Raw genomic sequence first — 23,277 nt, forward strand, 5'->3', positions numbered from 1 at the left:
TGCGCGACATTTTGTTTTGCAGGCCAGTCCCGTGACCACCATCGCCACCGAATTTAATACTTTGCCGCTGTCCGCCGCCATGCTGGCTAACCTCGACTCCCTCGGTTATGCCCAGATGACGCCGATCCAGGCGCAAAGCTTGCCGGTGATCCTCAAGGGGATGGACCTGATCGCCCAGGCCAAGACCGGCAGCGGCAAGACCGCGGCCTTCGGCATCGGCCTGCTGAACCCGATCAATCCGCGCTACTTCGGTTGCCAGGCGCTGATCCTGTGCCCGACCCGCGAGCTGGCTGACCAGGTCGCCAAGGAAATCCGTCGCCTGGCCCGGGCCGAAGACAACATCAAGGTCCTGACCCTGTGCGGCGGCGTGTCCCTCGGCCCGCAGATCGCTTCGCTGGAACACGGCGCGCACATCATCGTCGGCACCCCGGGACGCATCCAGCAGCACCTGCGCAAGGGCTCGCTGGTATTGCACGGCCTGAACACGCTGATCCTCGACGAAGCCGACCGCATGCTCGACATGGGTTTCTACGATTCCATCGAAGAAATCATCATGCAGGCCCCGGAACGTCGCCAGACCCTGCTGTTCTCCGCCACCTACCCGGTGGGTATCAAGCAGTTGGCCTCGAAGTTCATGCGCAACCCGCAGCAAGTGAAGGCCGAAGCCTTCCACGACGACACGCAGATCGAACAGCGCTTCTACGAGATTTCGCCGGATGACCGCATGAGTGCGGTGACCAAGGTGCTTGGCCACTTCCGCCCGGCGTCCTGCGTGGCTTTCTGCTACACCAAGCAGCAGGTTCAGGAAACCGTCGATCACCTGACCGCCAAAGGCATTTCCGCCGTCGGCCTGCACGGCGATCTGGAACAGCGTGACCGTGACCAGGTGCTGGCGATGTTCGCCAACCGCAGTACTTCGGTACTGGTGGCCACCGACGTCGCCGCTCGTGGTCTCGATATCGATTCCCTGGACATGGTGATCAACGTCGAACTGGCCCGTGATTCGGAAATCCACATCCACCGCGTCGGCCGTACCGGCCGCGCCGGTGAGAAAGGCCTCGCCATCAGCCTGGTGGCGCCGTCCGAAGCTCAGCGCGCCCAAGCCATCGAGCAATTGCAGCAGACGCCGCTGACCTGGGATCAGGTCGACAACCTCACCTCCAAGGGTGGCGGTCCGCTGCTGCCGCAGATGAGCACCCTGTGCATCGCTGCCGGCCGCAAGGACAAGGTTCGTCCGGGCGACATTCTTGGCGCACTGACCGGTGATGCCGGCATCCCGGGTGCCCAGGTCGGCAAGATCGCGATTTTCGACTTCCAGGCCTATGTGGCCGTGGAACGCGGCGTCGCCAAGCAGGCCTTGCAGCGCCTGAACGACGGCAAGATCAAGGGCCGCTCGTTGCGCGTGCGTATCCTGTAAGAACAACGTATACCCCTGTGGGAGCGGGCTTGCCCGCGATGAGGCCAGAACATTCAACATCAATGTTGTCTGTCAGTCCGCCATCGCGGGCAAGCCCGCTCCCACATGGATCGCCGGTGAATTTGAATTTTGTGTGAGGACACCGTTTTGCGCTCTACCGAAGTCGTGATCATTGGCGCTGGCGCCGCAGGGTTGATGTGTGCACTGACCGCCGCCGGGCGCGGGCGCAAGGTGTTGCTGCTCGACCATGCCAACAAGGCCGGCAAGAAAATCCTGATGTCGGGCGGTGGCCGCTGCAATTTCACCAACATGTACACGGAGCCGAGCAATTTCCTCTCGCAGAACGGGCATTTCTGCAAGTCCGCCCTGGCCCGTTACACCCAGTGGGACTTCATCGGCATGGTGGCCAAGCATGGCGTGCCGTACCACGAGAAGAAACTCGGCCAGTTGTTCTGCGATAACAAGTCCAGCGACATCCTCGAAATGCTGCTCAACGAGTGCGACCAGGTCGGCGTCAGCCTGCACCTGGACACGTCGATCCAGACCATCGAGAAGCTCGAAAAGGGCTATTTGCTGGACACCACGCTCGACCAGATCACCTGCGAATCGCTGGTGATCGCCACCGGCGGCCTGTCGATCCCGACCCTGGGCGCCACCGGATTCGGCTATCAGGTGGCCAAACAGTTTGGCCACGAACTGCTGCCGACCCGTGCCGGCCTGGTGCCCTTCACCATCACCGATCAGCTCAAGGCCTTGTGCACCGAGCTGTCCGGTACGTCGGTGGATTGCCTGGTGAGCTGCAACGACCAGAGCTTTCGCGAGAACATCCTGTTCACTCACCGTGGCCTCAGCGGCCCGGCGATTTTGCAGATCTCCTCGTTCTGGGAATCCGGTGACACTGTCGAAATCAACTTGATGCCGGACCACGACGTGCCGGCCTGGCTGCAACAGCAACAGGCCGAACGCCCCAACAGCGAGCTGAAAACCCTGCTCGGGGAAATCTTCACCAAGAAGATGGCCAACCTGCTGGCGGACAACTGGTTCGTCTCCAAGCCGATGAAGCAGTACACCCACGCGGAACTGGCCGATATCGCGGAGAAACTGGCGAGCTGGAAAGTCGTACCGGCGGGCACCGAAGGCTATCGCACCGCCGAGGTGACCCTGGGCGGCGTCAACACCAATGAAGTCTCATCCAAGACCATGGAATCGCTGAAAACCCCGGGGCTGTACTTCATCGGCGAGGTACTCGATGTGACCGGGCATCTGGGCGGGTTCAATTTCCAGTGGGCGTGGGCATCCGGATACGCGGCTGCGCAGTACGTCTGATTCAAAAAATCAACACCACCCCCTGTGGGAGCGAGCTTGCTCGCGATGAGGCCATAACATTCAACAGAGATGTTGATTGACAGGCCGCCATCGCGAGCAAGCTCGCTCCCACAGTGGTTTGTGGTGCCTGACAAGGAACAGATTTTGCTGTCTGATGTGATCGACGCCATTGCGTCGGCGTCATTAGTGGCTCAATTTAGCGTCATTGCCTCGGAAGGCCTTCGCATTTCATGTCATCGACTTCGTTCCGCCAGTCTCTGCGTCGCCTTTGGGCGCTGGATAAGTTCAGCTACAGCGTGCGGGTATTCATTGCCCTGACCGGCACCATGGCGCTGTGTTGGTATCAGGACGAGATGGGCCTGTTGATCCCGTTGTTCCTGGGGATTATCGCCAGCGCCCTGGCCGAGACCGACGACAGCTGGCAGGGCCGTCTCAACGCGCTGGCCGTGACCCTGGTGTGTTTCGCGGTTGCCGCCCTGTCCGTCGAACTGCTCTTCCCCTATCCCCCGCTGTTTATCATCGCCTTCGCCCTGGCCGCGTTCTGCCTGACCATGCTCGGCGCCCTCGGCGAGCGCTATGGCGCGATTGCCTCGGCGACGCTGATTCTGTCGGTCTATACCATGATCGGCGTGGACCAGCGCGGTGGTGCGGTCATCGACGTGTGGCACGAGCCGGTGCTGCTGGTGGCCGGCGCCGCCTGGTACGGCCTGCTCTCGGTGTTGTGGCAGGCGCTGTTTTCCAATCAGCCGGTGCAGCAGAGCCTGGCGCGGTTGTTCCGCGAACTGGGTTATTACCTGAAGCTGAAATCCTCGCTGTTCGAGCCGATCCGGCAGATGGACGTGGAGGCGCGGCGCCTGGAACTGGCCCAGCAGAACGGTCGGGTTGTGGCGGCGCTCAACGCCGCCAAGGAGATCATCCTGCACCGGGTCGGCAACGGCCGCCCGGGGTCGAAGGTCAGCCGTTACCTCAAACTGTACTTCCTCGCCCAGGACATCCACGAGCGCGCCAGTTCATCGCACTACCCTTACAACGCCCTGGCCGACGCCTTCTTCCACAGCGACGTGCTGTTCCGCTGCCAGCGCCTGCTGCGCCAGCAAGGCAAGGCCTGCCGGGCATTGGCCGAATCGATCCAGATGCGTCAGCCGTTCACCTACGACGCCAGTTTCGCCGAAGCCCTGAGCGACCTCGACGCCTCCCTCGAACACCTGCGCATCCAGAGCAACCCGGCCTGGCGCGGCCTGCTGCGTTCGCTTCGGGCGCTGGCGGCGAACCTTGGCACCCTCGACCGCTTGCTCAGCGATGCCAGCAACCCCGACGCCCTGGCCGACGCCACCGACAGCAGCCTGCTCGATCGCTCGCCGCGCAACCTCAAGGACGTATGGCTGCGCCTGCGCACACAGCTGACGCCGACTTCGCTGCTGTTCCGCCATGCCCTGCGATTGCCCCTGGCCTTGAGCATCGGCTACGCCATGGTGCATTTGATTCACCCGTCCCAAGGCTACTGGATCATCCTCACTACGCTGTTCGTCTGCCAACCGAACTACGGTGCCACCCGCCGCAAACTCGGCCAGCGGATCATCGGCACCGCCATCGGCCTGACCCTGGCCTGGGCGCTGTTCGACCTGTTCCCGAACCCGCTGATCCAGTCGTGTTTCGCCATCGCCGCCGGGGTGGTGTTCTTTACCAACCGCACCACCCGCTACACCTTGGCGACGGCGGCGATCACCCTGATGGTGCTGTTCTGCTTCAACCAGGTGGGTGACGGTTACGGGCTGTTCCTGCCACGGTTGTTCGATACCCTGCTCGGCAGCCTGATCGCCGGGCTGGCGGTGTTCCTGTTCCTGCCGGACTGGCAGGGACGGCGCCTGAACAAAGTGCTGGCCAACACCCTGGTCTGCAACAGCATTTACCTGCGCCAGATCATGCAGCAATACGCGGCGGGCAAAAGCGATGACCTGGCCTACCGCCTGGCCCGCCGCAACGCGCACAACGCCGACGCCGCGCTGTCGACCACACTGGCCAACATGCTGATGGAGCCGGGGCATTTCCGTAAGGAAGCGGACGTGGGCTTCCGCTTCCTGGTGCTGTCACACACGCTGCTCAGTTACCTGTCGGGCCTCGGTGCGCACCGGGAAACCCAACTGCCGCCGGACGTGCGTGAACATTTGATCGAGGGGGCCGGAGTGAAACTCGCCGCCAGCATCGATGAAATCGCCCAGGGGCTGGCGAGCAAGGCTTCGATTGCGATCCAGAGCGATGAAGAAGAAGCGCTGGCCAATGAGCTGGAACAGATGCCTGATGAAATCGATGAGGGGCAGCGACTGGTGCAGACGCAGCTGGCGTTGATCTGTCGGCAGTTGGGGCCGTTGCGGACGCTGGCGGCGCACCTCATCAAGGATACGAGTGAAGATTGAGACTTGTAGTGTCTGGGCGGGCGTAATCGCTGGCAAGCCAGCTCCCACAGTTGATCCGTGGCGCAACGCAAATAAATTGTAGGAGCTGGCTTGCCAGCGATAAGGCCATCAGCCCCATCACAAAGCCTACATCCCGTGCTGCTTCATCAACTTGTCATAACTCCCGTCCGCCTTCATCGCCGCAATCTCGCGGTCGAAACCGGCGACGATCTGTTCGTGTCGGGGATTCTTCAGGCTGACCAGAATGTGCAGGCTGTTTTCGCTCAAGGCCTTGGGCAAAAACTCCACGGCGTTGCGTACCTTGGCTGGCTCACGGGCCAGGTAATAGCGGGCGACGTACTCATCCTCCAGCGTCAGTTTGACTCGGTCTGCAGCGACCATGCGTACCGCCATGGCGAAGCTGTGCACCGGGATTTTCTGCAACGAGTCGTCCTTGTCGAACGCGGGCGAATAGGCGTAGCCGCGCACGATGGCAATCGGATACGTGTGCAATTGCTGCAGGTTGTTGAACTCGATGGGCGCGTCTTTGCGCTTGAGAAAACGTACGCGATTGAGCAGGTATTCGCCGGAAAACTGGCCGAGCTTCGTACGCTCGTCGTTGTACCAGGCGTTGACCAGCACGTCATATCGACCCTCGCCCAGGCCCATCAAGGCCCGCGCCCAGGGCACCTGTTCAAATTCACTGGCATAGCCGGCCCTGGCGAGCGCGGTACTGACAATGTCCGTGGCCAGACCACCGTTGACGAGCGTGGAATCGGTAAAAGGGGGCCAGGCATCGGCGACCAACCGCAGTTTTTCTGCCGCCGCTCCCTGAACCAGCAACAGCAATCCAATCAAAGCAAAAGCTCGATGCAATCGCGGCATGCCAGAAATCCTTAGCGGGCGGATTGCCCGACGTGTTTTCAGCCAAAACCCCACGGCCCCGTACCGGCAAGACCCGGGTACTCAACATTAGCTCATCGAAGCCATAGCACAGCGCTTGGATTCAGATTACACAAAGAAGACATCCGCGCGAAAAATGAATGATGGCATTTTGGCCTATATCACAGATTCTTCCGCCATAAAGACTTCTGGCGTGAGTACGCTTAGTATCGGAACGACGTTTTCAGGGAATCAAAACATGACAGTCGATTGGATCTGCAAACACCACAGCGACCTCGGCAAAGAGCAGCTGTACGCCATTTTGCAGTTGCGCGCCGAGGTGTTCGTCGTCGAGCAAAAATGCGTTTACCAGGATATCGATGGCCAGGATCTGGAAGGTGACACCTGCCACGTGATGGCCTGGGACGGTAACCAGCTGGTGGCCTACCTGCGGCTGCTCGACCCGCAATCGCAGGGCGGCGACGTGGTGATCGGGCGGGTGATCATCGCTCCGCACGCACGCGGCACGGGGCTTGGGCATGAGCTGATGGATCAGGCGCTGCACCAGATCGAAAAATACTGGCCCGGCCTGCCGGTCTATCTCTCTGCCCAGGCGCATTTGCAGGGGTACTACGGGCGCTACGGGTTTGTCGTGGCGGGTGAGGAATATGTCGAAGATGGCATTCCACACATTGGGATGCGTCGCGCTTGAAGACCCTATCGCTGGCAAGCCAGCTCCTATGTATGGACTCGCCCCCACTGTCTACCCGCTTTTGAAAAACCGCTGCCCCGTTGCATCTATGTATTAGGCCTATTCGTGGAAGCCGTCTTCGGCTTCTGGCCAAAATTGGAAAAGCTCGTGGTATGCCGATTACAGTCAGGCCTCGAAGGCCAGTAGGAGCTTAGGCATCAATCCACGCCGGTCTTACCTGGGGTCAATTTTTTTCAGCAGAGGGTCAGACGGTTAGTACCTCGGTGGCAGAACTCTGTCGCTCAGTGGCCCATCGTCGCTGGCAGACCATCACCCGCGTGGCGACGATAAGTCTGATCATTCTGTAGAAGCACCCAGACGATTCGCAGGTTGCGGTTGGCTAGCCTGATGGCAGCCTCCTTGCGGCCCAACCGGCTCATCCAGTGCAACAAGCGGCGGTCATCGGGTTGCTGGGAATCAGGTCGTAGTTGTTGCAGCACCGCATGGGCTCCCTGGATCATCAGGCTGCGTAAATAAGCATCACCTCGCTTGGTCATGCCCCCCAACCGGACCGTCTCCCCGCTGCTGTGCTGGTCAGGCACCATGCCAAAGTACGCGGCAAACTTGCGGGCATTGGGAAATCGCTCAGGCTTGGTTTCCTTGGCCACCAGTGCCGTGGCTGTGACCGGGCCGATGCCGCGCACGGTCATTAGCCGCTTCGCCGTCATGTCAGCGTTGGCGGCCACTTCCAGGCGTCCCGTCAGTACGCTGATGCGCTCGCCCAAATGGCGCCACTCGGCCAACAGTTCGTCGATCAGTTCACGCAGCAGGCCCGGCACCGGCTGGGTGGCATCTTCCAGCACCCGCGGGATTTTCTGGCTGATCGCAACATCGCCCTGTGCCAAGGCTACGCCGTGCTCAAGCAGCAGGCCGCGCATCTGATTACTGAGGGCCGTGCGTCGACGCACATAGCCCTGGCGGGCGCGATGCAACGCCTGCATTGCCAGCGCCGCAACGCTTTTGACCGGTACTGCGCAGATTTTTTCATCGCGATTAGCCCGCAGAATCGCCAGCGCATCGTTGCGATCATTTTTAGGCCCGCTGCGATGTGTGGCCACCAACCCGGCTGGAAGAATCCGCACCGGATTGCCTTGGTCTTGCAGCTGGCGGGCCCAGGCCTGGGCACCCGGTCCGGTCTCCATCAAAACCACGACATGCGGCGGCAACTGTCGGAGAAAATCATAAAACGCCTCGCGCGACTTGATCCGCTGCTCGTAGAGCAACTGGCCGAGGATATTTTCACCGGCGACCTGAAAGACCTGCTTGGCCAGGTCGACCGCCAAGGTTGTGCAGGCCGACAAATCGGAAGAAGACACGGATTGATCAAACGAACTATGATTTTTCATGGACTCGCCCTCGCTGTCGTTGGCTGTTTAGACTGCCACCGTGGCGCATTGACGCCTCGGCTTGGGCGAGTCCATCCAATTACAAGGACGGTGCAGAACCTGTGGGAGCTGGCTTGCCAGCAATGGCGTCAGCCCAGGCACCGCAAATCTCAGGGATACTCCAGCACCGCCTTGATCTGCCGCAGATTACGCTCGATCCACCCGCGATCGATCGCCCCCCACTCGCGAATCCGGTAGCGCCCCGCATGGTTGCGCGCGCCCTCTTCCTGCTCGAACTCACAGACGATATCCAGGTCCGCCAGCGCCGCGATGGTGTCCTGTGCCGTGCGCCGGGGCATGCCGGTCACCTCGGTGAGCGCCGGGACGCTGCTGGCCAGCCCGCTGTCGATCAGGTACGCCACGTACAGGCGGCGATAGAAGCTGCTCTTGGTCTTGCTTACGTCCATCCATTGCTCCTTAAAAGATCGCAGCCTGCGGCAGCTCCTACAGATCCCGCCACGTCAGGTACACCCGCACATCGAACTCCACCTGGTGATAACCCGGCAGCATGTGCTCGCACAGTTTGTAGAAGGCCTTGTTGTGGTCTGACTCCTTGAAGTGCGCCAGTTCATGCACCACGATCATTTTCAGGAACTCGCACGGCGCTTCCTTGAACAGCGAAGCGATGCGGATTTCCTTCTTGGCCTTGAGCTTGCCGCCTTGCACCCGCGAGATCGTGGTGTGCAGGCCAAGGGCACGGTGCGTCAAGTCCAGGCGGTTGTCGAACAGCACCTTGTCGATAGCCGGAGCATTGCGCAGGAATTCCTGCTTGAGGTCCAGGGCATAGGAGTACAGCGCCTTGTCGCTCTGCACCCCATGCTTGTGCGGGTAACGCTGGGTCAGGTAATCGCCCAGCCGACCGTCGGCGATCAGCTGGCGCACTTGATCCTGCAAGGTAGCGGGATAGGCCTGGAGGTATTTCAACACGGTCATCGGGGCGGCAATACAGGTCACTGAAAGGTCGCCAGTGTAGCGAATTCAGCGGGGCAGCGCGCTCCAGTCAAACGGCCGGACAAACTCCCCGGTGTCTTCGGCCATCATCGGCCGGGCCACCAGAAAGCCTTGCACATATTCACAACCGTTGGCCTGCAGCCATTCATACTGCTCGACGGTTTCCACCCCTTCGGCAATCACCAGCATGCCGAACTGTTTGCACAGGTCGATCACGCTGCGCACCAGCGCCGCATCCCGCACCGAATCCGGCAACCGGGCGATCAGATGCCGGTCGAGCTTGAGTGAGTCCAGTTCCAGGTCGCGCAAGTGCGCGAGGGAACAGGGGCCGGCGCCGAAGTCATCCAAAGCCACTCGCACACCCAGATTGCGCAGCAGACGCAATTGCTTGCGGGTTTCCTCGGGGTGATGCATCAAGGCCTCTTCCGTAACCTCGACCTCCAGTTGGCGGGGCTGCAAGCCATGACGCTCCAGCACCTGACGCAACTCTGTGGCCAGGTTGGGCATGCCGAACTGCGTACTGCTCAAGCTGATGCCGAGCACCAGGTCTTCGGTGAACTGGGATTCCCAGGCTTTGCGTTGGCCGGCACTGCGATGGTAGATCCAGCTGCCCAGACGGCTGATCAGCCGCGCCTCTTCCAGTAATGGCAAAAAAAGCCCCGGCGGCACATCGCCAACGCTCGGATGCTGCCAACGCAGCAAGGCCTCGAAGCCGCGAATCCGCCCGTCCGCAATGGCCACCTGAGGTTGATACACCAGGTTGAAATCGCGGTTCTCGATGGCCGTGCGCACACTTTCTTCCAGCATCAACCGCGAGCGTGCCCGGCCGTTCATTTCGTGATCGTAGAAGCGGTATTGCTGGCGACCGGCACGTTTGGCCTCGTACATGGCGATGTCGGCTGCCCGCAGCATCCCGTCGAGATTGGCACCGCAATCGGGGAACGTAGCGATGCCGATGCTGGCACCCAGGGCGATATCAAGGCCGTCGACCTGCTGGCAGATCGACACGCGCTCGATGAGCTTCTCGGCAATCTTCGCCGCCTGCTCGGGGAACTCCAGATCCAGCAGTGCGGTGAACTCGTCGCCGCCCATCCGCGCGAGAATGTCGAAGGGCCGCAAGCAGGCCTTCAACTGTTCGGAAACCCAGCGCAGCACCCGATCGCCGGCATCGTGCCCGAGCGAATCATTGACGCGTTTGAAGCCGTCGAGGTCCAGGTACATCAAGACCCAGGAACCGTCGGAACGCTCGCCACGCAGCAGCAGGTTCTCTACGGTCTGGTAGAAACCGCGGCGGTTGAGCAACCCGGTCAGCGGATCGGTGACCGCCTGAAACTCCAGTTGCTGATGCAGATGGCGTACCACCGACATGTCCAGCACGGTCACCACCATTGCATGTTGCTCGGCAGGCAATGGCGCGCAGGACAAGGCCACCGGCACCTGCTGGCCCGGTGCTGTACGCAGCAGGGCATCGTGCAGGCGCAGGGTTTCGCCGCGTTTGTATCCGGCCAGCAACTCGGAATCGGCCCAGATCGGGATATGCGGTTTTTGCAGGTAGTCCAGGAACTCCTTGCCTTGCAGTTCCTGCACGGGGGCATTGAGCAACCGCGATATCGCCGGGTTGGCAAAACGAATCAGACCATCCTCGCCCAAGACCAGAATGCCTTCGGCTGCGTTTTCCAGCACCGATGCATTGAAGGCACGAGCGGACTCCAGATCTTGACTCAGGCGCTGCAAGGCCCGGCGGTTGCGCTGGTGCTCGAGCAACGCCTGGACCTTGGGCGTGAAGATCTGTGGGTCGAAGGGCTTGAACAGGTAATCCACCGCACCGCTGGCATAGCCCTTGATCACCGCGTCCTGGGACTGTTCCTTGGCCGTCAGGAAAATGATCGGTGTGAGACGGGTTCGCTGGCTGCCGCGCATCAGGCGCGCCACCTCATAACCATCCATGCCTGGCATCTGCACGTCCAGCAGCACCAGGTCGATATCATGTTCAAGCAACAAGCCGAGGGCTTCGAAGCCCGAGGCGGCAGTGATGACCCGCCAGTTCTGGCGCTGTAACAACGCGCGCATGCTGATCAGGTTTTCAGGGTAATCGTCGACGACTAAAAGGGTTGAGCCGCCTTCTACTGGCGTTGGTTGCGCGCATTCCATGCTGCTTCTCTAATTGCGGGGCGTCAGGCCGGTTTCTCGTGAAAACCGGACAAATACTGTGCCTTCACTCTAGACCCGGTTCTGCAAAAGCAGAAGGTATCAGTGAGCCATCATTCACCATTGTGACTTTTTGCCGACTAACGGTCGATGGTTAAAGCCCATAAAACCGGCAGAGATGGCATTTCGACAGGATGTTGACGTCAGCCATCCGTCAGACAGGCGTTAACAAAAACCTTCGCTACGCTTATAAAGGCCGCCCCCAAAGGCGCGTCCTAGAGCTTCTGGCACGCCCGTGCAGCATGAATCAAGCGGAAGAACCGACATGATCGATCTTGCAACCTGGAACCTCAGCGTCCCCGTCGGCAGCCCGCCGTACACCGTTGAAACCTCCAAACTGGTGGATGGCTTCAAGGATCAATACTTCCATTCCGATACTGGCACGTTGTTCTTCTGGTCACCCGTGACCGGCTCCCGTACCGAAAACGCGATTTATCCGCGCACCGAGCTGCGTGAAACCTACAACAACGGCACGTTGAAAAACTGGTACTACCCCGATGCTGACAATTTGTTGCACGCCACGCTGGCAGTGAACCAGGTGCCCAGCTCCGGGAAGATCGTCATTGGCCAGATCCATGCCTATCAAAGCCAGAAACCGCTGGTGAAGGTCGAATACCAATACAAAAGCAAGGCAGGCACCGGCAATATCGTCGCAAAGGTCCGGATGCATCCCGATGACGATAAGGGTCGCGTGATCACCGTTGCGACGGGGGTGAAGCTCGATCAGCAGTTCAACTATCTCATCCACCTAAGCCCCGGTGGCGCCTTGGGCATCAGCGCGGCAGGCTATCAATGGGATACGCAGATCAGCGCAACCTGGCGCGACAAACCGCTGTACTTCAAGGCTGGGGTCTATGTGCAGGACAACACCGGGTACACCAGTGAAGGCGGGAAGGTGACGTTCAGCAAGCTGGATATCGATCACAATCAATAACGCCACACCCTTTGTGGCGAGGGGGTTGCTCCCGTTGGGCCGCGAGCGGCCCCCAAACAGGTCGGTTTTACGGCGGCTGCGCCACCGAACGGGGGCAAGCCCCCTCGCCACATGCATTCATCGCCCACAAAAAACCCGCCTCTCGGCGGGTTTTTCATCAAGGCAGTATAACGCTCAGGCTTAGTTGACCTTGGCGTTCAACTCACCTTTCAGGTAACGCTGATACATGCCTTCCAGCGAGATCGCCTTGATCTTCGAAGCGTTGCCGGCGGTGCCGAAGGCTTCGTAGCGAGCGATACACACGTCGCGCATGGCCGTCACGGTGGCGCCGAAGAATTTACGCGGGTCGAACTCGCTCGGGTTGGTGGCCATCAGGCGACGCATGGCGCCGGTGGATGCCAGGCGCAGGTCGGTGTCGATGTTGACCTTGCGCACGCCGTGCTTGATGCCTTCGACGATTTCTTCAACCGGTACGCCGTAGGTTTCCTTGATGTCGCCGCCGTACTGGTTGATGATCGCCAGCCACTCTTGCGGAACCGAAGACGAACCGTGCATCACCAGGTGAGTGTTCGGAATGCGCTTGTGGATTTCCTTGATGCGGTCGATCGCCAGCACGTCGCCGGTAGGCGGCTTGGTGAACTTGTAGGCGCCGTGGCTGGTGCCGATGGCGATGGCCAGGGCATCGACCTGAGTGCGTTTGACGAAGTCAGCGGCTTCTTCCGGGTCGGTCAGCATCTGGCTGTGATCCAGAACGCCTTCGGCGCCGATGCCGTCTTCTTCACCGGCCATGCCGGTTTCCAGCGAACCCAGGCAGCCCAGCTCGCCTTCTACCGATACGCCGCAGGCGTGAGCCATGGCGACGGTCTGTTGGGTTACGCGGACGTTGTAGTCGTAGTCGGTCGGGGTCTTGCCGTCTTCGCCCAGGGAACCGTCCATCATCACCGAGCTGAAGCCCAGTTGGATGGAGCGCTGGCAGACGTCAGGGCTGGTGCCGTGGTCCTGGTGCATGCACACCGGGATGTGCGGGAATTCTTCGATGGCTGCCAGGATCAGGTGACGCAGGAACGGTGCGCCGGCGTATTTGCGAGCACCGGCCGAAGCCTGGACGATCACCGGGGAGTCAGTCTTGTCAGCGGCTTCCATGATGGCGCGCATCTGCTCAAGGTTGTTGACGTTGAAGGCTGGAACGCCGTAGCCGAACTCGGCTGCGTGGTCCAGCATCTGGCGCATGCTGATAAGTGCCATTGTGTGTATCTCTCCCGGTTGAGGGTCGTTAATCGTGCCAGCCTGCCGGAGCGGCGGCGGCTATTCAAGTTATTGCAGATCGGGGGTTGGCCCGGGCTGCGAATTCGGGTGTTGCAAAATCTCAAGAACTTCCCCGGAACCCCTGTGGGAGCGAGCCTGCTCGCGATGGTGGCCCAGACAACGCGGACATTCAGGTACCCCGCGTTATCGTTAACGGCCATCGCGAGCAGGCTCGCTCCTACAGGTTCGGCGTAGTCCGTTTATTGCGCCTTGCAGCCACGCCCAATCAAATCATTGGTGGCGACCCAGTAAACCAGGCCTTCCTCACCTTTCATGTGAAACGCCAGCATGTTGTCGCTGTACAGCGAGCCCGAGGCACCTGGCTCTTCCTTCAGGCGGTAGACCTGATCGGCACCGCCCAGGCGCACGTCGACTTCCTTGCGGCTGTCGTCGGTAAAGCGCCACAGCACCTTGGCCTGGCTGTCGCAGGTCCAGGTGGTCCAGTTATCCACAGGCGCGGACGACTGGAACGGGTTCAACTGAGCACAACCTGCCAACAGAGCCAACGCCGTAACGGCGATAAAACCTTTCATCCGTGTCCCTCGACTGACGGCGCACGCCGCCAGCCCTGAGTAAAGAGTCAGACCCGTCAAGGGCAGCCATGTTCCTTGGCGGGTGCCTGGGTCTCGTACTTGTCCAGGCCCTCGGGCCCGGAACGCTTGTTGAGCACCGGGTTGGTTTCCGCCTGCCAGTCAGCCTGGTAGCAGCCCTTTTCCGTCCCGGACGGTGCGGGTTCCGGCTTGGCCTTGGGGTTACTCCCGCATGCCACCAGCGAACCCGCGACGATCAACAGCGCTAACGTCTTGACCATGTCAACACTCCCTTGCCAGGCCAAACGGGCGACCCTCAGGCCTTGGCCCGGCTTTCCAGGACTTCAACGGCTGGCAGAACCTTGCCTTCGACGAATTCGAGGAACGCGCCGCCACCGGTAGAAATGTAGGAGATCTGCTCGGCCACGCCATACTTGTCGATGGCGGCCAGGGTGTCGCCACCGCCGGCAATGGAGAACGCCGCGCTGTCTGCAATGGCCTTGGCCAGCACTTTGGTGCCGTTGCCGAACTGATCGAACTCGAACACGCCGACCGGACCGTTCCACAGGATGGTTTTCGACGACTTCAGCAGCTCGGCGAAATTCGCCGCGGTCTGCGGGCCGATGTCCAGGATCATGTCGTCGGCAGCGACGTCAGCGATCAGCTTGACGGTCGCCGCGGCGCTTTCAGCGAATTCCTTGGCAACCACAACATCAACCGGCAGCGGCACGCTGACCTTGGCGGCGATGGCGCGGGCGGTGTCGAGCAGGTCCGGCTCGTACAGCGACTTGCCGACCGGGTGACCGGCAGCGGCGAGGAAGGTGTTGGCGATGCCGCCGCCGACGATCAACTGGTCGCAGATCTGGCTCAGGCTGTTCAGTACGTCGAGTTTGGTCGACACCTTGGAGCCGGCAACAATGGCCGCCATCGGCTGGGCCGGAGCGCCCAGGGCCTTGCCCAGTGCATCCAGTTCAGCGGCCAGCAACGGGCCAGCAGCGGCGACTTTGGCGAACTTGGCCACGCCGTGGGTCGAACCCTCGGCACGGTGAGCGGTGCCGAAGGCGTCCATCACGAACACGTCGCACAGGGCGGCGTATTGCTGGGCCAATTCGTCGGCGTTCTTTTTCTCGCCTTTGTTGAAGCGCACGTTTTCGAACAGCACGATGTCACCGGCCTTGACGTCAACGCCGTCCAGGTAGTCAGCCACCAGCGGCACTTCGCGGCCCAAGGCCTTGCTCAGGTAGTCGGCGACTGGCTTGAGGCTGTTCTCGGCCGAGAACTCGCCTTCGGTCGGACGGCCAAGGTGCGAGCAGACCATCACGGCCGCGCCTTTTTCCAGGGCCAGCTTGATGGTCGGCAGCGAGGCCAGGATACGCGCATCGCTGGTGACAACACCGTCCTTGACTGGGACGTTGAGGTCTTCGCGGATCAATACGCGCTTACCTTGCAGATCGAGGTCGGACATCTTCAACACGGTCATGGGTCGCACTTCCTACGGTTTTTTTGAAATGGCTGTTTGCAGATAGTGTTCTGCAACGTCCAGCATTCGGTTGGCAAAACCCCATTCGTTGTCGAACCAGGCCAGGATGTTCACCAGCCGTGGGCCGGAAACGCGGGTCTGACTGGCATCGACGATTGCCGAATGTGGGTCGTGGTTGAAATCACAGCTTGCGTGGGGCAACTCGGTGTAAGCCAGGAGGCCTTTGAGCGGGCCGCTGGTGGCCGCCTCGCGCAGTATCCGGTTGACCTCGGTGGCATCGGTCGCGGTGGCGGTCTGCATCGTGATGTCGAGGCAGGACACGTTGACCGTCGGCACCCGCACGGCTTTGGCCTGAATTCTTCCGGCAAGTTCCGGCAACAGGCGTTCGATACCACGCGCCAGACCGGTGGACACCGGAATCACCGACTGGAACGCCGAACGGGTGCGACGCAGGTCTTCGTGGTGATAGGCATCGATGACCGGCTGATCGTTCATGGCCGAGTGAATGGTGGTGATCGACACGTAATCCAGGCCGATCGCCTGATTCAGCAGGCGCAGCAGCGGCACGCCGCAGTTGGTGGTGCAGGACGCGTTGGACACCAGCAACTCGTCGCCGGTCAGGCAATCCTGGTTCACGCCGTAGACGATGGTGGCGTCGACATCGGTCTCGCTGGCCATCGGCTGGGAAAACAGCACGCGCGGGGCGCCGGCATCGAGGAAACGCTGGCCGTCTTCGCGGGTGTTATAAGCGCCGGAGCACTCCAGCACCAGATCGACGCCCAGGGACGCCCAATCGATGCCTTCGGGGGTGGCACTGCGCAGGACTTTCACGCAGTCGCCATTGATATGCAGACAATCGCCGTCGACCTTCACTTCGCCGGGGAACCGGCCATGGGTGGAGTCGAAGCGTGTCAGGTATTCGATGCTGGCCATGTCCGCCAGATCGTTGATCGCGACAATCTCGAACCCGGCCCTGTCGCCTCGCTCGAACAACGCACGCAAGACGCAACGACCAATCCGGCCGTAGCCGTTGAGTGCAACTTTGTAGGGACGCGGTTGAGGCATGGGGTTCTCGATTACCGTGGTGAATCCGTTATCGCGGCGTTGCCTGTTCGACCGCTATCGCGGGCAAGCCCGCTCCCACATGGGGCCGGTGTTGTGAGCACTGTTTGTGTCACACAACACGTCCCCTGTGGGAGCGGGCTTGCCCGCGATGGCGTCAGCCCAGACGACACGTCTTCTGGATCAGTCTTCCAGCAGCTCTTCAGCCTGACCCAGGATGTTTTCCAGGGTGAAGCCGAACTCTTCGAACAAGGCAGGCGCAGGCGCCGACTCGCCGTAGGTGGTCATGCCGATCACGCGGCCTTCCAGGCCCACGTACTTGTACCAGTAGTCCGCATGAGAAGCCTCGATGGCGATACGGGCGCTGACCTGCAACGGCAGGACCGCTTGCTTGTAGCCGGCGTCCTGGGCATCGAACACGCTGGTGCACGGCATGGAAACCACGCGAACCTTGCGGCCCTGTTCGGTCAGTTTGTCGAAGGCCTGGACGGCCAGGCCGACTTCCGAACCGGTAGCGATCAGGATCAGCTCAGGCTCGCCCGCGCAGTCTTTGAGCACATAACCACCACGGCTGATGTCGGCGATCTGGCCGGCATCACGGGTTTGGTGCTGCAGGTTCTGACGCGAGAAGATCAGGGCCGAAGGACCGTCCTTGCGCTCCAGTGCGTACTTCCAGCTCACCGCCGATTCAACGGCGTCAGCCGGACGCCAGGTATCGAGGTTCGGCGTGCAGCGCAGGCTGGCCAGTTGCTCAATTGGCTGGTGAGTCGGGCCGTCTTCGCCCAGACCGATGGAGTCGTGGGTGTAGACGTGGATCACACGCTGCTTCATCAGCGCGGACATGCGCACTGCGTTGCGCGCGTATTCCATGAACATCAGGAAGGTCGCGCCGTAAGGCACCAGGCCGCCGTGCAGGGCAACGCCGTTCATGATCGCGGTCATGCCGAACTCGCGCACGCCGTAATACATGTAGTTACCGCTGGCATCTTCGGCGGTGACGCCTTTGCAACCTTTCCACAGGGTCAGGTTGGAACCGGCCAGGTCAGCCGAGCCGCCGAGGAACTCAGGCAGCAGCGGGCCGAACGCGTTCAGGGCGTTCTGGCTGGCTTTACGGCTGGCGATGGTTTCGCCCTTGGCAGCCACTTCGGCGATGTAGGCCGAGGCTTTTTCGCTGAAGTCAGCCGGCAGTTCGCCGCTCAGACGACGGATCAGCTCGTTGGCTTCGGTCGGGAACGCGGCGGAGTAGGCAGCGAAACGCTGGTCCCACTCGGCTTCGACAGCTTTACCGGCTTCCTTGGCGTCCCACTCGGCGTAGATATCGGCCGGGATTTCGAACGGGCCGTGGTTCCACTTCAGCGCCGCACGGGTCAGGGCGATTTCCGCGTCACCCAGTGGGGCACCGTGGCAATCTTCCTTGCCTTGCTTGTTCGGCGAACCGAAACCGATGGTGGTCTTGCAGCAGATCAGGGTTGGCTGCGCGCTCTTGCGGGCGGTCTCGATCGCCGTCTTGATCTCTTCCGGATCGTGACCGTCGACATTGCGGATCACTTGCCAGTTGTAGGACTCGAAACGCTTTGGCGTGTCGTCGGTGAACCAGCCTTCGACTTCACCGTCGATGGAAATGCCGTTGTCATCGTAGAAGGCGATCAGTTTGCCCAGGCCCAGGGTACCGGCCAGGGAAGCGACTTCGTGGGAAATGCCTTCCATCATGCAGCCATCACCCAGGAACACATAGGTGTGGTGGTCGACGACGTCGTGACCGGGACGGTTGAATTGCGCCGCCATGACTTTTTCAGCCAGGGCAAAACCCACGGCGTTGGCCAGGCCCTGGCCCAGTGGACCGGTGGTGGTTTCCACGCCCGGGGTGTAGCCGAGTTCCGGGTGGCCCGGGGTGCGGCTGTGCAGTTGACGGAACTGCTTGAGGTCATCGATCGACAGGTCGTAGCCGGTCAGGTGCAGCAGCGAGTAGATCAACATCGAGCCGTGACCGTTGGACAGTACGAAGCGGTCACGGTCGGCGAACGATGGATTGCTCGGGTTGTGCTTGAGGTAGTCGCGCCAAAGTACCTCGGCGATATCCGCCATACCCATTGGGGCACCGGGATGGCCGCTGTTGGCTTTTTGCACGGCATCCATGCTGAGGGCACGAATGGCGTTGGCACGCTCACGACGGCTAGGCATCGCTGTTCTCCTGGGGGCTTGAATAAAACGAAACGGAAAAAAGGCGAGCATTTTCCCTCACCGGGCCGCCTCGGGGCAATGACAGATAGTCATCTGGAGACGTTTTTCCAACGGATAACGGTGGTTTCGGCTGATGAATCCTTTCCGCCATCCGTTTGTAGAGTTAACCATCCCGTGAGAAGTGCCATCTATCGAGCAATATCAAAACTTTTTGATATTGCTCTTGCGATGCCTTCGACCCGTGACTAGACTGCCGGCCTTATGAATTTACGCGTGCCCTCCATTCAGCATGACGATTGCGATGAGCTGGCAGCCTTGTGCAAGGCTGGCGGCGATCCCCTGCGGCTGAATGTCTTGCGCGCACTGGCCAACGACTCGTTCGGTGTGCTGGAGCTGGCGCAGATCTTCGGCATCGGCCAGTCAGGCATGAGCCACCACCTCAAGGTCCTGGCCCAGGCCGACCTGGTGGCAACGCGCCGTGAAGGCAATGCGATTTTCTACCGTCGCGCCCTGCCCCACACCGAGTTATTGGGCGGCAAATTGCACGCAGCCCTGCTCGAAGAAGTGGACAACCTGACGCTGCCAGCCGACGTACAGTCGCGCATCGCCCAGGTCCACGGGCAACGCGCAGCGGCCAGCCAGGACTTTTTCTCACGGGTCGCGGAGAAGTTTCGCGCCCAGCAAGACTTGATCGCCGGCCTGCCGCAGTACCGCGAGAGCGTGGTGGCCCTGCTCGACAAGCTGAGCTTCGACAAAGACGCCACGGCCATTGAAGTCGGCCCCGGCGACGGTGCATTCCTGCCGGAACTGGCGCGCCGCTTTGCGCAGGTCACGGCACTGGACAACAGCACCGCGATGCTCGAACTGGCGCGCCAGGTCTGCGAACGCGACAAGCTGACTAACGTTAGCCTGCAACTGGCCGATGCATTGAACGGCGTCAGCCTCAAGGCCGATTGCGTGGTACTGAACATGGTGCTGCATCATTTTGCCGCGCCGGCCGATGCGCTCAAGCACATGGCCAATTTGCTGCAACCAGGCGGTAGCCTGTTAGTGACAGAGTTATGTAGCCACAACCAGAGTTGGGCCAAGGAGGCCTGCGGTGATCTCTGGCTGGGGTTTGAACAGGACGATCTGGCCCGTTGGGCCACCGCTGCGGGACTCGTTCCCGGGGAAAGCCTCTATGTAGGCTTACGTAATGGTTTCCAGATCCAGGTCCGCCATTTTCAGCGGCCGGCTGGCGACACTCACCATCGGTAATTTCAGGAAAACATCGAGATGAGCGAATACTCCCTCTTCACCTCCGAGTCCGTGTCTGAAGGGCATCCGGACAAAATCGCCGACCAGATTTCTGATGCGGTGCTGGACGCCATCATTGCTGAAGACAAGTTCGCCCGTGTGGCGTGCGAGACTCTGGTGAAAACGGGCGTGGCCATCATCGCCGGCGAAGTCACCACTTCGGCCTGGGTTGACCTGGAGCAGATCGTTCGTGACGTGATCACCAACATCGGCTACACCAGCTCCGACGTCGGCTTCGACGGCGCGACCTGCGGCGTGATGAACATCATCGGCAAGCAGTCCCCTGACATCAACCAGGGTGTCGACCGTGCCAAGCCTGAAGATCAGGGCGCCGGCGACCAGGGCCTGATGTTCGGCTACGCCAGCAACGAAACCGACGTGCTGATGCCAGCACCGATCACCTTCTCGCACCAGCTGGTGCAGCGCCAGGCCGAAGCCCGCAAATCCGGCCTGCTGCCTTGGCTGCGTCCGGACGCCAAGTCGCAAGTCACCTGCCGTTACGAAAACGGCAAGGTTGTCGGTATCGACGCCGTCGTTCTGTCGACCCAGCACAACCCGGAAGTGTCGTACAACGACCTGCGCGAAGGCGTGATGGAGCTGATCGTCAAGCACGTGCTGCCTGCCGAACTGTTGAGCAAGGACACCCAGTTCCACATCAACCCGACCGGCCAGTTCATCATTGGCGGCCCGGTGGGTGACTGCGGCCTGACCGGTCGCAAGATCATCGTCGACAGCTACGGCGGCATGGCCCGTCACGGCGGTGGCGCGTTCTCCGGCAAGGATCCATCGAAGGTTGACCGTTCGGCAGCCTACGCCGGTCGTTACGTAGCCAAGAACATCGTTGCCGCCGGCCTCGCCGAGCGCTGCGAGATTCAGGTTTCCTACGCGATCGGTGTTGCCCAGCCGACTTCGATCTCGTTGAACACCTTCGGCACCGGCAAGATCAGCGATGACAAGATCGTCAAACTGGTCCGCGAAGTGTTCGACCTGCGTCCATACGCGATCACCACCATGCTCGACCTGCTGCACCCGATGTACCAGGAAACCGCTGCGTACGGCCACTTCGGTCGCACCCCGGCAACCAAGACCGTTGGCGAAGACACCTTCACCACGTTCACCTGGGAAAAAACCGACCGCGCCGACGCCCTGCGTTCTGCTGCCGGCCTGTAAGACGCCCCCGCAACACCCAAAGCCCCGCACGGTTCGCGCCCTGCGGGGCTTTTTATTGGGGCTTTCAGCGTGGGCATGGTCCCTTGCAGGAGCCGGCTTGCCGGCGATGGTCGTTAACGATAATGCGCATGAGCTGGATAAACGCGGCGCACTTGAGTCCATCGCCGGCAAGCCGGCTCCTACAGTTTCCCGGTAATCGCTTTACACCGCGAAGAGGCCCGCCCTGGCATCGGAAACACCCGGCAAAACACCCCCTCGCGACACCACTGATGCTGACCTAGCCTTCAAGCACCCCACCGAGCAAGGACGCTCACGATGCTTCCCGACCTGCGCCTGTTTTTCGCCTTTGTGCTGATCTTTGCCCACCTGACCGCCAATGCCGCCGTGTGCCCCGACTGGCCATCCGGGCGTGCCGCGAACGAGGTCGACAAACTGCAACGGCAAATCGACGTCTGGGACGACAACTATCACCGCCAGGGACGCTCACTGGTCGCCGATGAACTCTACGACCAGTCCCGCGCGCGCCTCAGCCAGTGGCGCCGCTGCTTCAACCTGAACCCGTCCATAGACCCCTTGCGTACTGCGCGAGGCTCGCTGCCCCACCCCATCGCCCACACCGGCCTGGGCAAACTGCAGGATCGCGCCGCGGTGGAAAAATGGCTGCGTGACCGGGTGGGCGTCTGGGCCCAGCCGAAAATCGATGGCGTGGCGGTGACCCTGGTTTACCGCAACGGTCTGCTGACCCAGGCAATCAGTCGTGGCGATGGCGTGAGCGGTCAGGACTGGACAGTTCCGGCGCGACAGATTCCGGCCATCCCGCAACGGCTGTCGCAGCCTCAGGACCTGCTTGTGCAAGGCGAACTGTATTGGCGCCTGAGCGATCATGTGCAGGCCCTGGCCGGCAGCCTCAACGCTCGCACCACGGTGGCGGGCCTGATGGCGCGCAAGGTCTTGAGCCCCGAGCAGGCCGCCGGCATCGACCTGTTTGTCTGGGACTGGCCACAAGGGCCGGCGAACGTACTCGCACGTGACACTGCACTGACCTTGCTGGGCTTCCCGGACACCACGGCATACAGCCAGCCAATCCTCTCCGTCTTCGATGCCGAGCGCTGGCGCGAGTACTGGTATCGCTCCCCCCAGCCCTTTGCCAGCGACGGCATCGTCCTGCGCCAGAACCAGCGCCCGGCCGCCGAACGCTGGCAGGCCAAGCCACCGTACTGGGCCATCGCCTGGAAATACCCCTTCGCCCAGGCACTGGCCGACGTGCGCCAGGTTCACTTCACGATCGGCCGGACCGGGCGAATCACACCGATACTTGAACTGACCCCGGTGATGCTCGATGACCGGCAGATCAAACGCGTCAGCGTCAGCTCGCTGCAACGCTGGCAGGCGCTGGACATACCTCCGGGTGATCAGGTGGCCATCAGCCTGGCCGGGCTGACCATTCCCAGACTCGATAGCGTCGTTTGGCACAGCAGCGAGCGGGTCGAATTGAACGTGCCGAAGGCAGCGGACTTTCACTTGTTGAGTTGCTGGCAACCGACTCCGGGCTGTGAGGGCCAGTTTCTCGCGCGCCTGACCTGGCTCAGCGGCGAACAGGGCCTGGCGCTGCCCAATGTGGGTCCGGGGACGTGGGAAAAACTTCTTGCAACAGGTCGCCTGAACAGTCTGCTGGATTGGTTGACCCTCGATACCCAAGAGCTTGCTACCATTAACGGTTTCGGCGAGCGCAGTGCGGCGCGCCTTGCAGACAGCTTCAACCAGGCCCGGGACCGCCCGTTCAAGCGCTGGCTCAAGGCCCTGGGATTGCCGCCGACAGGTCAGGCGCATCTCGGCGACTCTTGGCAGGCACTGGCGCAGCGAGACATCGAGCAATGGCGGGCCGAGGCCGGTATCGGGCCGGGACGCGCGGCACAACTGAATGCTTTTTTCCGCGATCCGCAGGTCCTGGCCTTGAGTGAAACATTACGTGATGCGGGGATTGACGGCTTTTAGCGGTCAGCCTT

General features: G+C 61.2%; 19 protein-coding genes. 8 read left to right on the top strand and 11 right to left on the bottom strand.

The window, feature by feature from the left end:
• Positions 1 to 79: 79 nt before the first annotated feature.
• The 3 genes from dbpA to yccS all read left to right on the top strand — a co-directional run bounded on the left by dbpA (position 80) and on the right by yccS (position 5,157).
• On the top strand, positions 80 to 1,417 hold the full coding sequence (gene dbpA, locus AB4O16_RS14370) for an ATP-dependent RNA helicase DbpA (RefSeq protein WP_256678226.1): 1,338 nt from the start codon (positions 80 to 82) through the stop codon (positions 1,415 to 1,417).
• A gap of 147 nt (positions 1,418 to 1,564) precedes the next feature.
• On the top strand, positions 1,565 to 2,743 hold the full coding sequence (locus AB4O16_RS14375; RefSeq protein WP_460157967.1) for a BaiN/RdsA family NAD(P)/FAD-dependent oxidoreductase: 1,179 nt from the start codon (positions 1,565 to 1,567) through the stop codon (positions 2,741 to 2,743).
• 230 nt (positions 2,744 to 2,973) lie between these two features.
• Complete coding sequence (gene yccS / locus AB4O16_RS14380) at positions 2,974 to 5,157, top strand: YccS family putative transporter (protein WP_160386073.1); 2,184 nt, start codon at positions 2,974 to 2,976, stop codon at positions 5,155 to 5,157.
• Positions 5,158 to 5,283: 126 nt separating this feature from the next.
• On the opposite strand, the gene AB4O16_RS14385 is transcribed toward yccS, so the two are convergent.
• Entirely contained in the window at positions 5,284 to 6,021 is a 738-nt protein-coding gene (locus AB4O16_RS14385) for a substrate-binding periplasmic protein (protein WP_160386074.1), read from the bottom strand.
• Positions 6,022 to 6,277: 256 nt separating this feature from the next.
• On the opposite strand from AB4O16_RS14385, the gene AB4O16_RS14390 reads away from it, so the two are divergent.
• Positions 6,278 to 6,730: a GNAT family N-acetyltransferase gene (locus AB4O16_RS14390; RefSeq protein ID WP_460157968.1), complete on the top strand. Its 453-nt coding sequence runs from the start codon at positions 6,278 to 6,280 to the stop codon at positions 6,728 to 6,730.
• Positions 6,731 to 7,011: 281 nt separating this feature from the next.
• Here AB4O16_RS14390 and AB4O16_RS14395 read toward each other — a convergent pair whose 3' ends face one another.
• The 4 genes from AB4O16_RS14395 to AB4O16_RS14410 form a co-directional block, all read right to left on the bottom strand.
• Entirely contained in the window at positions 7,012 to 8,070 is a 1,059-nt protein-coding gene (locus AB4O16_RS14395; RefSeq protein ID WP_460158063.1) for an IS110 family RNA-guided transposase, read from the bottom strand.
• Positions 8,071 to 8,264: 194 nt separating this feature from the next.
• Positions 8,265 to 8,561 (bottom strand): winged helix-turn-helix domain-containing protein, encoded by a 297-nt coding sequence (locus AB4O16_RS14400; RefSeq protein WP_007894945.1) that lies wholly within the window; start codon positions 8,559 to 8,561, stop codon positions 8,265 to 8,267.
• Between the two features lie 37 nt (positions 8,562 to 8,598).
• Positions 8,599 to 9,087: a YgjP-like metallopeptidase domain-containing protein gene (locus AB4O16_RS14405; RefSeq protein ID WP_460158064.1), complete on the bottom strand. Its 489-nt coding sequence runs from the start codon at positions 9,085 to 9,087 to the stop codon at positions 8,599 to 8,601.
• A 45-nt stretch (positions 9,088 to 9,132) separates the two neighbouring features.
• On the bottom strand, positions 9,133 to 11,256 hold the full coding sequence (locus tag AB4O16_RS14410; RefSeq protein WP_460157969.1) for a putative bifunctional diguanylate cyclase/phosphodiesterase: 2,124 nt from the start codon (positions 11,254 to 11,256) through the stop codon (positions 9,133 to 9,135).
• Between the two features lie 322 nt (positions 11,257 to 11,578).
• Here AB4O16_RS14410 and AB4O16_RS14415 point away from each other — a divergent pair, with 322 nt between their 5' ends.
• Complete coding sequence (locus tag AB4O16_RS14415; RefSeq protein WP_460157970.1) at positions 11,579 to 12,247, top strand: polysaccharide lyase family 7 protein; 669 nt, start codon at positions 11,579 to 11,581, stop codon at positions 12,245 to 12,247.
• A gap of 180 nt (positions 12,248 to 12,427) precedes the next feature.
• On the opposite strand, the gene fba is transcribed toward AB4O16_RS14415, so the two are convergent.
• From fba to tkt, 6 genes are all read right to left on the bottom strand, one after another.
• Positions 12,428 to 13,492, bottom strand: a complete 1,065-nt coding sequence (gene fba, locus AB4O16_RS14420; protein WP_007981624.1) for a class II fructose-bisphosphate aldolase — start codon at positions 13,490 to 13,492, stop codon at positions 12,428 to 12,430.
• 260 nt (positions 13,493 to 13,752) lie between these two features.
• Positions 13,753 to 14,085, bottom strand: coding sequence for an MliC family protein (locus AB4O16_RS14425; protein ID WP_460157971.1), 333 nt, complete (start codon positions 14,083 to 14,085; stop codon positions 13,753 to 13,755).
• Between the two features lie 56 nt (positions 14,086 to 14,141).
• Entirely contained in the window at positions 14,142 to 14,363 is a 222-nt protein-coding gene (locus AB4O16_RS14430) for a hypothetical protein (RefSeq protein ID WP_460157972.1), read from the bottom strand.
• 35 nt (positions 14,364 to 14,398) lie between these two features.
• Positions 14,399 to 15,562: a phosphoglycerate kinase gene (locus tag AB4O16_RS14435; protein ID WP_460157973.1), complete on the bottom strand. Its 1,164-nt coding sequence runs from the start codon at positions 15,560 to 15,562 to the stop codon at positions 14,399 to 14,401.
• Between the two features lie 12 nt (positions 15,563 to 15,574).
• Positions 15,575 to 16,627 (bottom strand): erythrose-4-phosphate dehydrogenase, encoded by a 1,053-nt coding sequence (epd, locus tag AB4O16_RS14440; RefSeq protein WP_160386080.1) that lies wholly within the window; start codon positions 16,625 to 16,627, stop codon positions 15,575 to 15,577.
• Positions 16,628 to 16,807: 180 nt separating this feature from the next.
• Complete coding sequence (gene tkt / locus AB4O16_RS14445; protein WP_460157974.1) at positions 16,808 to 18,805, bottom strand: transketolase; 1,998 nt, start codon at positions 18,803 to 18,805, stop codon at positions 16,808 to 16,810.
• 261 nt (positions 18,806 to 19,066) lie between these two features.
• Here tkt and AB4O16_RS14450 point away from each other — a divergent pair, with 261 nt between their 5' ends.
• From AB4O16_RS14450 to ligB, 3 genes are all read left to right on the top strand, one after another.
• The gene (locus AB4O16_RS14450; RefSeq protein ID WP_160386082.1) at positions 19,067 to 20,062 is read left to right on the top strand and encodes an ArsR/SmtB family transcription factor; all 996 of its coding nucleotides are present in this window, start codon (positions 19,067 to 19,069) and stop codon (positions 20,060 to 20,062) included.
• 18 nt (positions 20,063 to 20,080) lie between these two features.
• A complete protein-coding gene (gene metK / locus AB4O16_RS14455; protein WP_103396728.1) occupies positions 20,081 to 21,271 on the top strand; it encodes a methionine adenosyltransferase in 1,191 nt (396 codons plus the stop codon).
• A gap of 315 nt (positions 21,272 to 21,586) precedes the next feature.
• Complete coding sequence (gene ligB, locus AB4O16_RS14460) at positions 21,587 to 23,266, top strand: NAD-dependent DNA ligase LigB (RefSeq protein WP_460157975.1); 1,680 nt, start codon at positions 21,587 to 21,589, stop codon at positions 23,264 to 23,266.
• The last annotated feature ends 11 nt before the right edge of the window (positions 23,267 to 23,277 follow it).

The organism is Pseudomonas sp. S2_H10 (assembly GCF_054668285.1).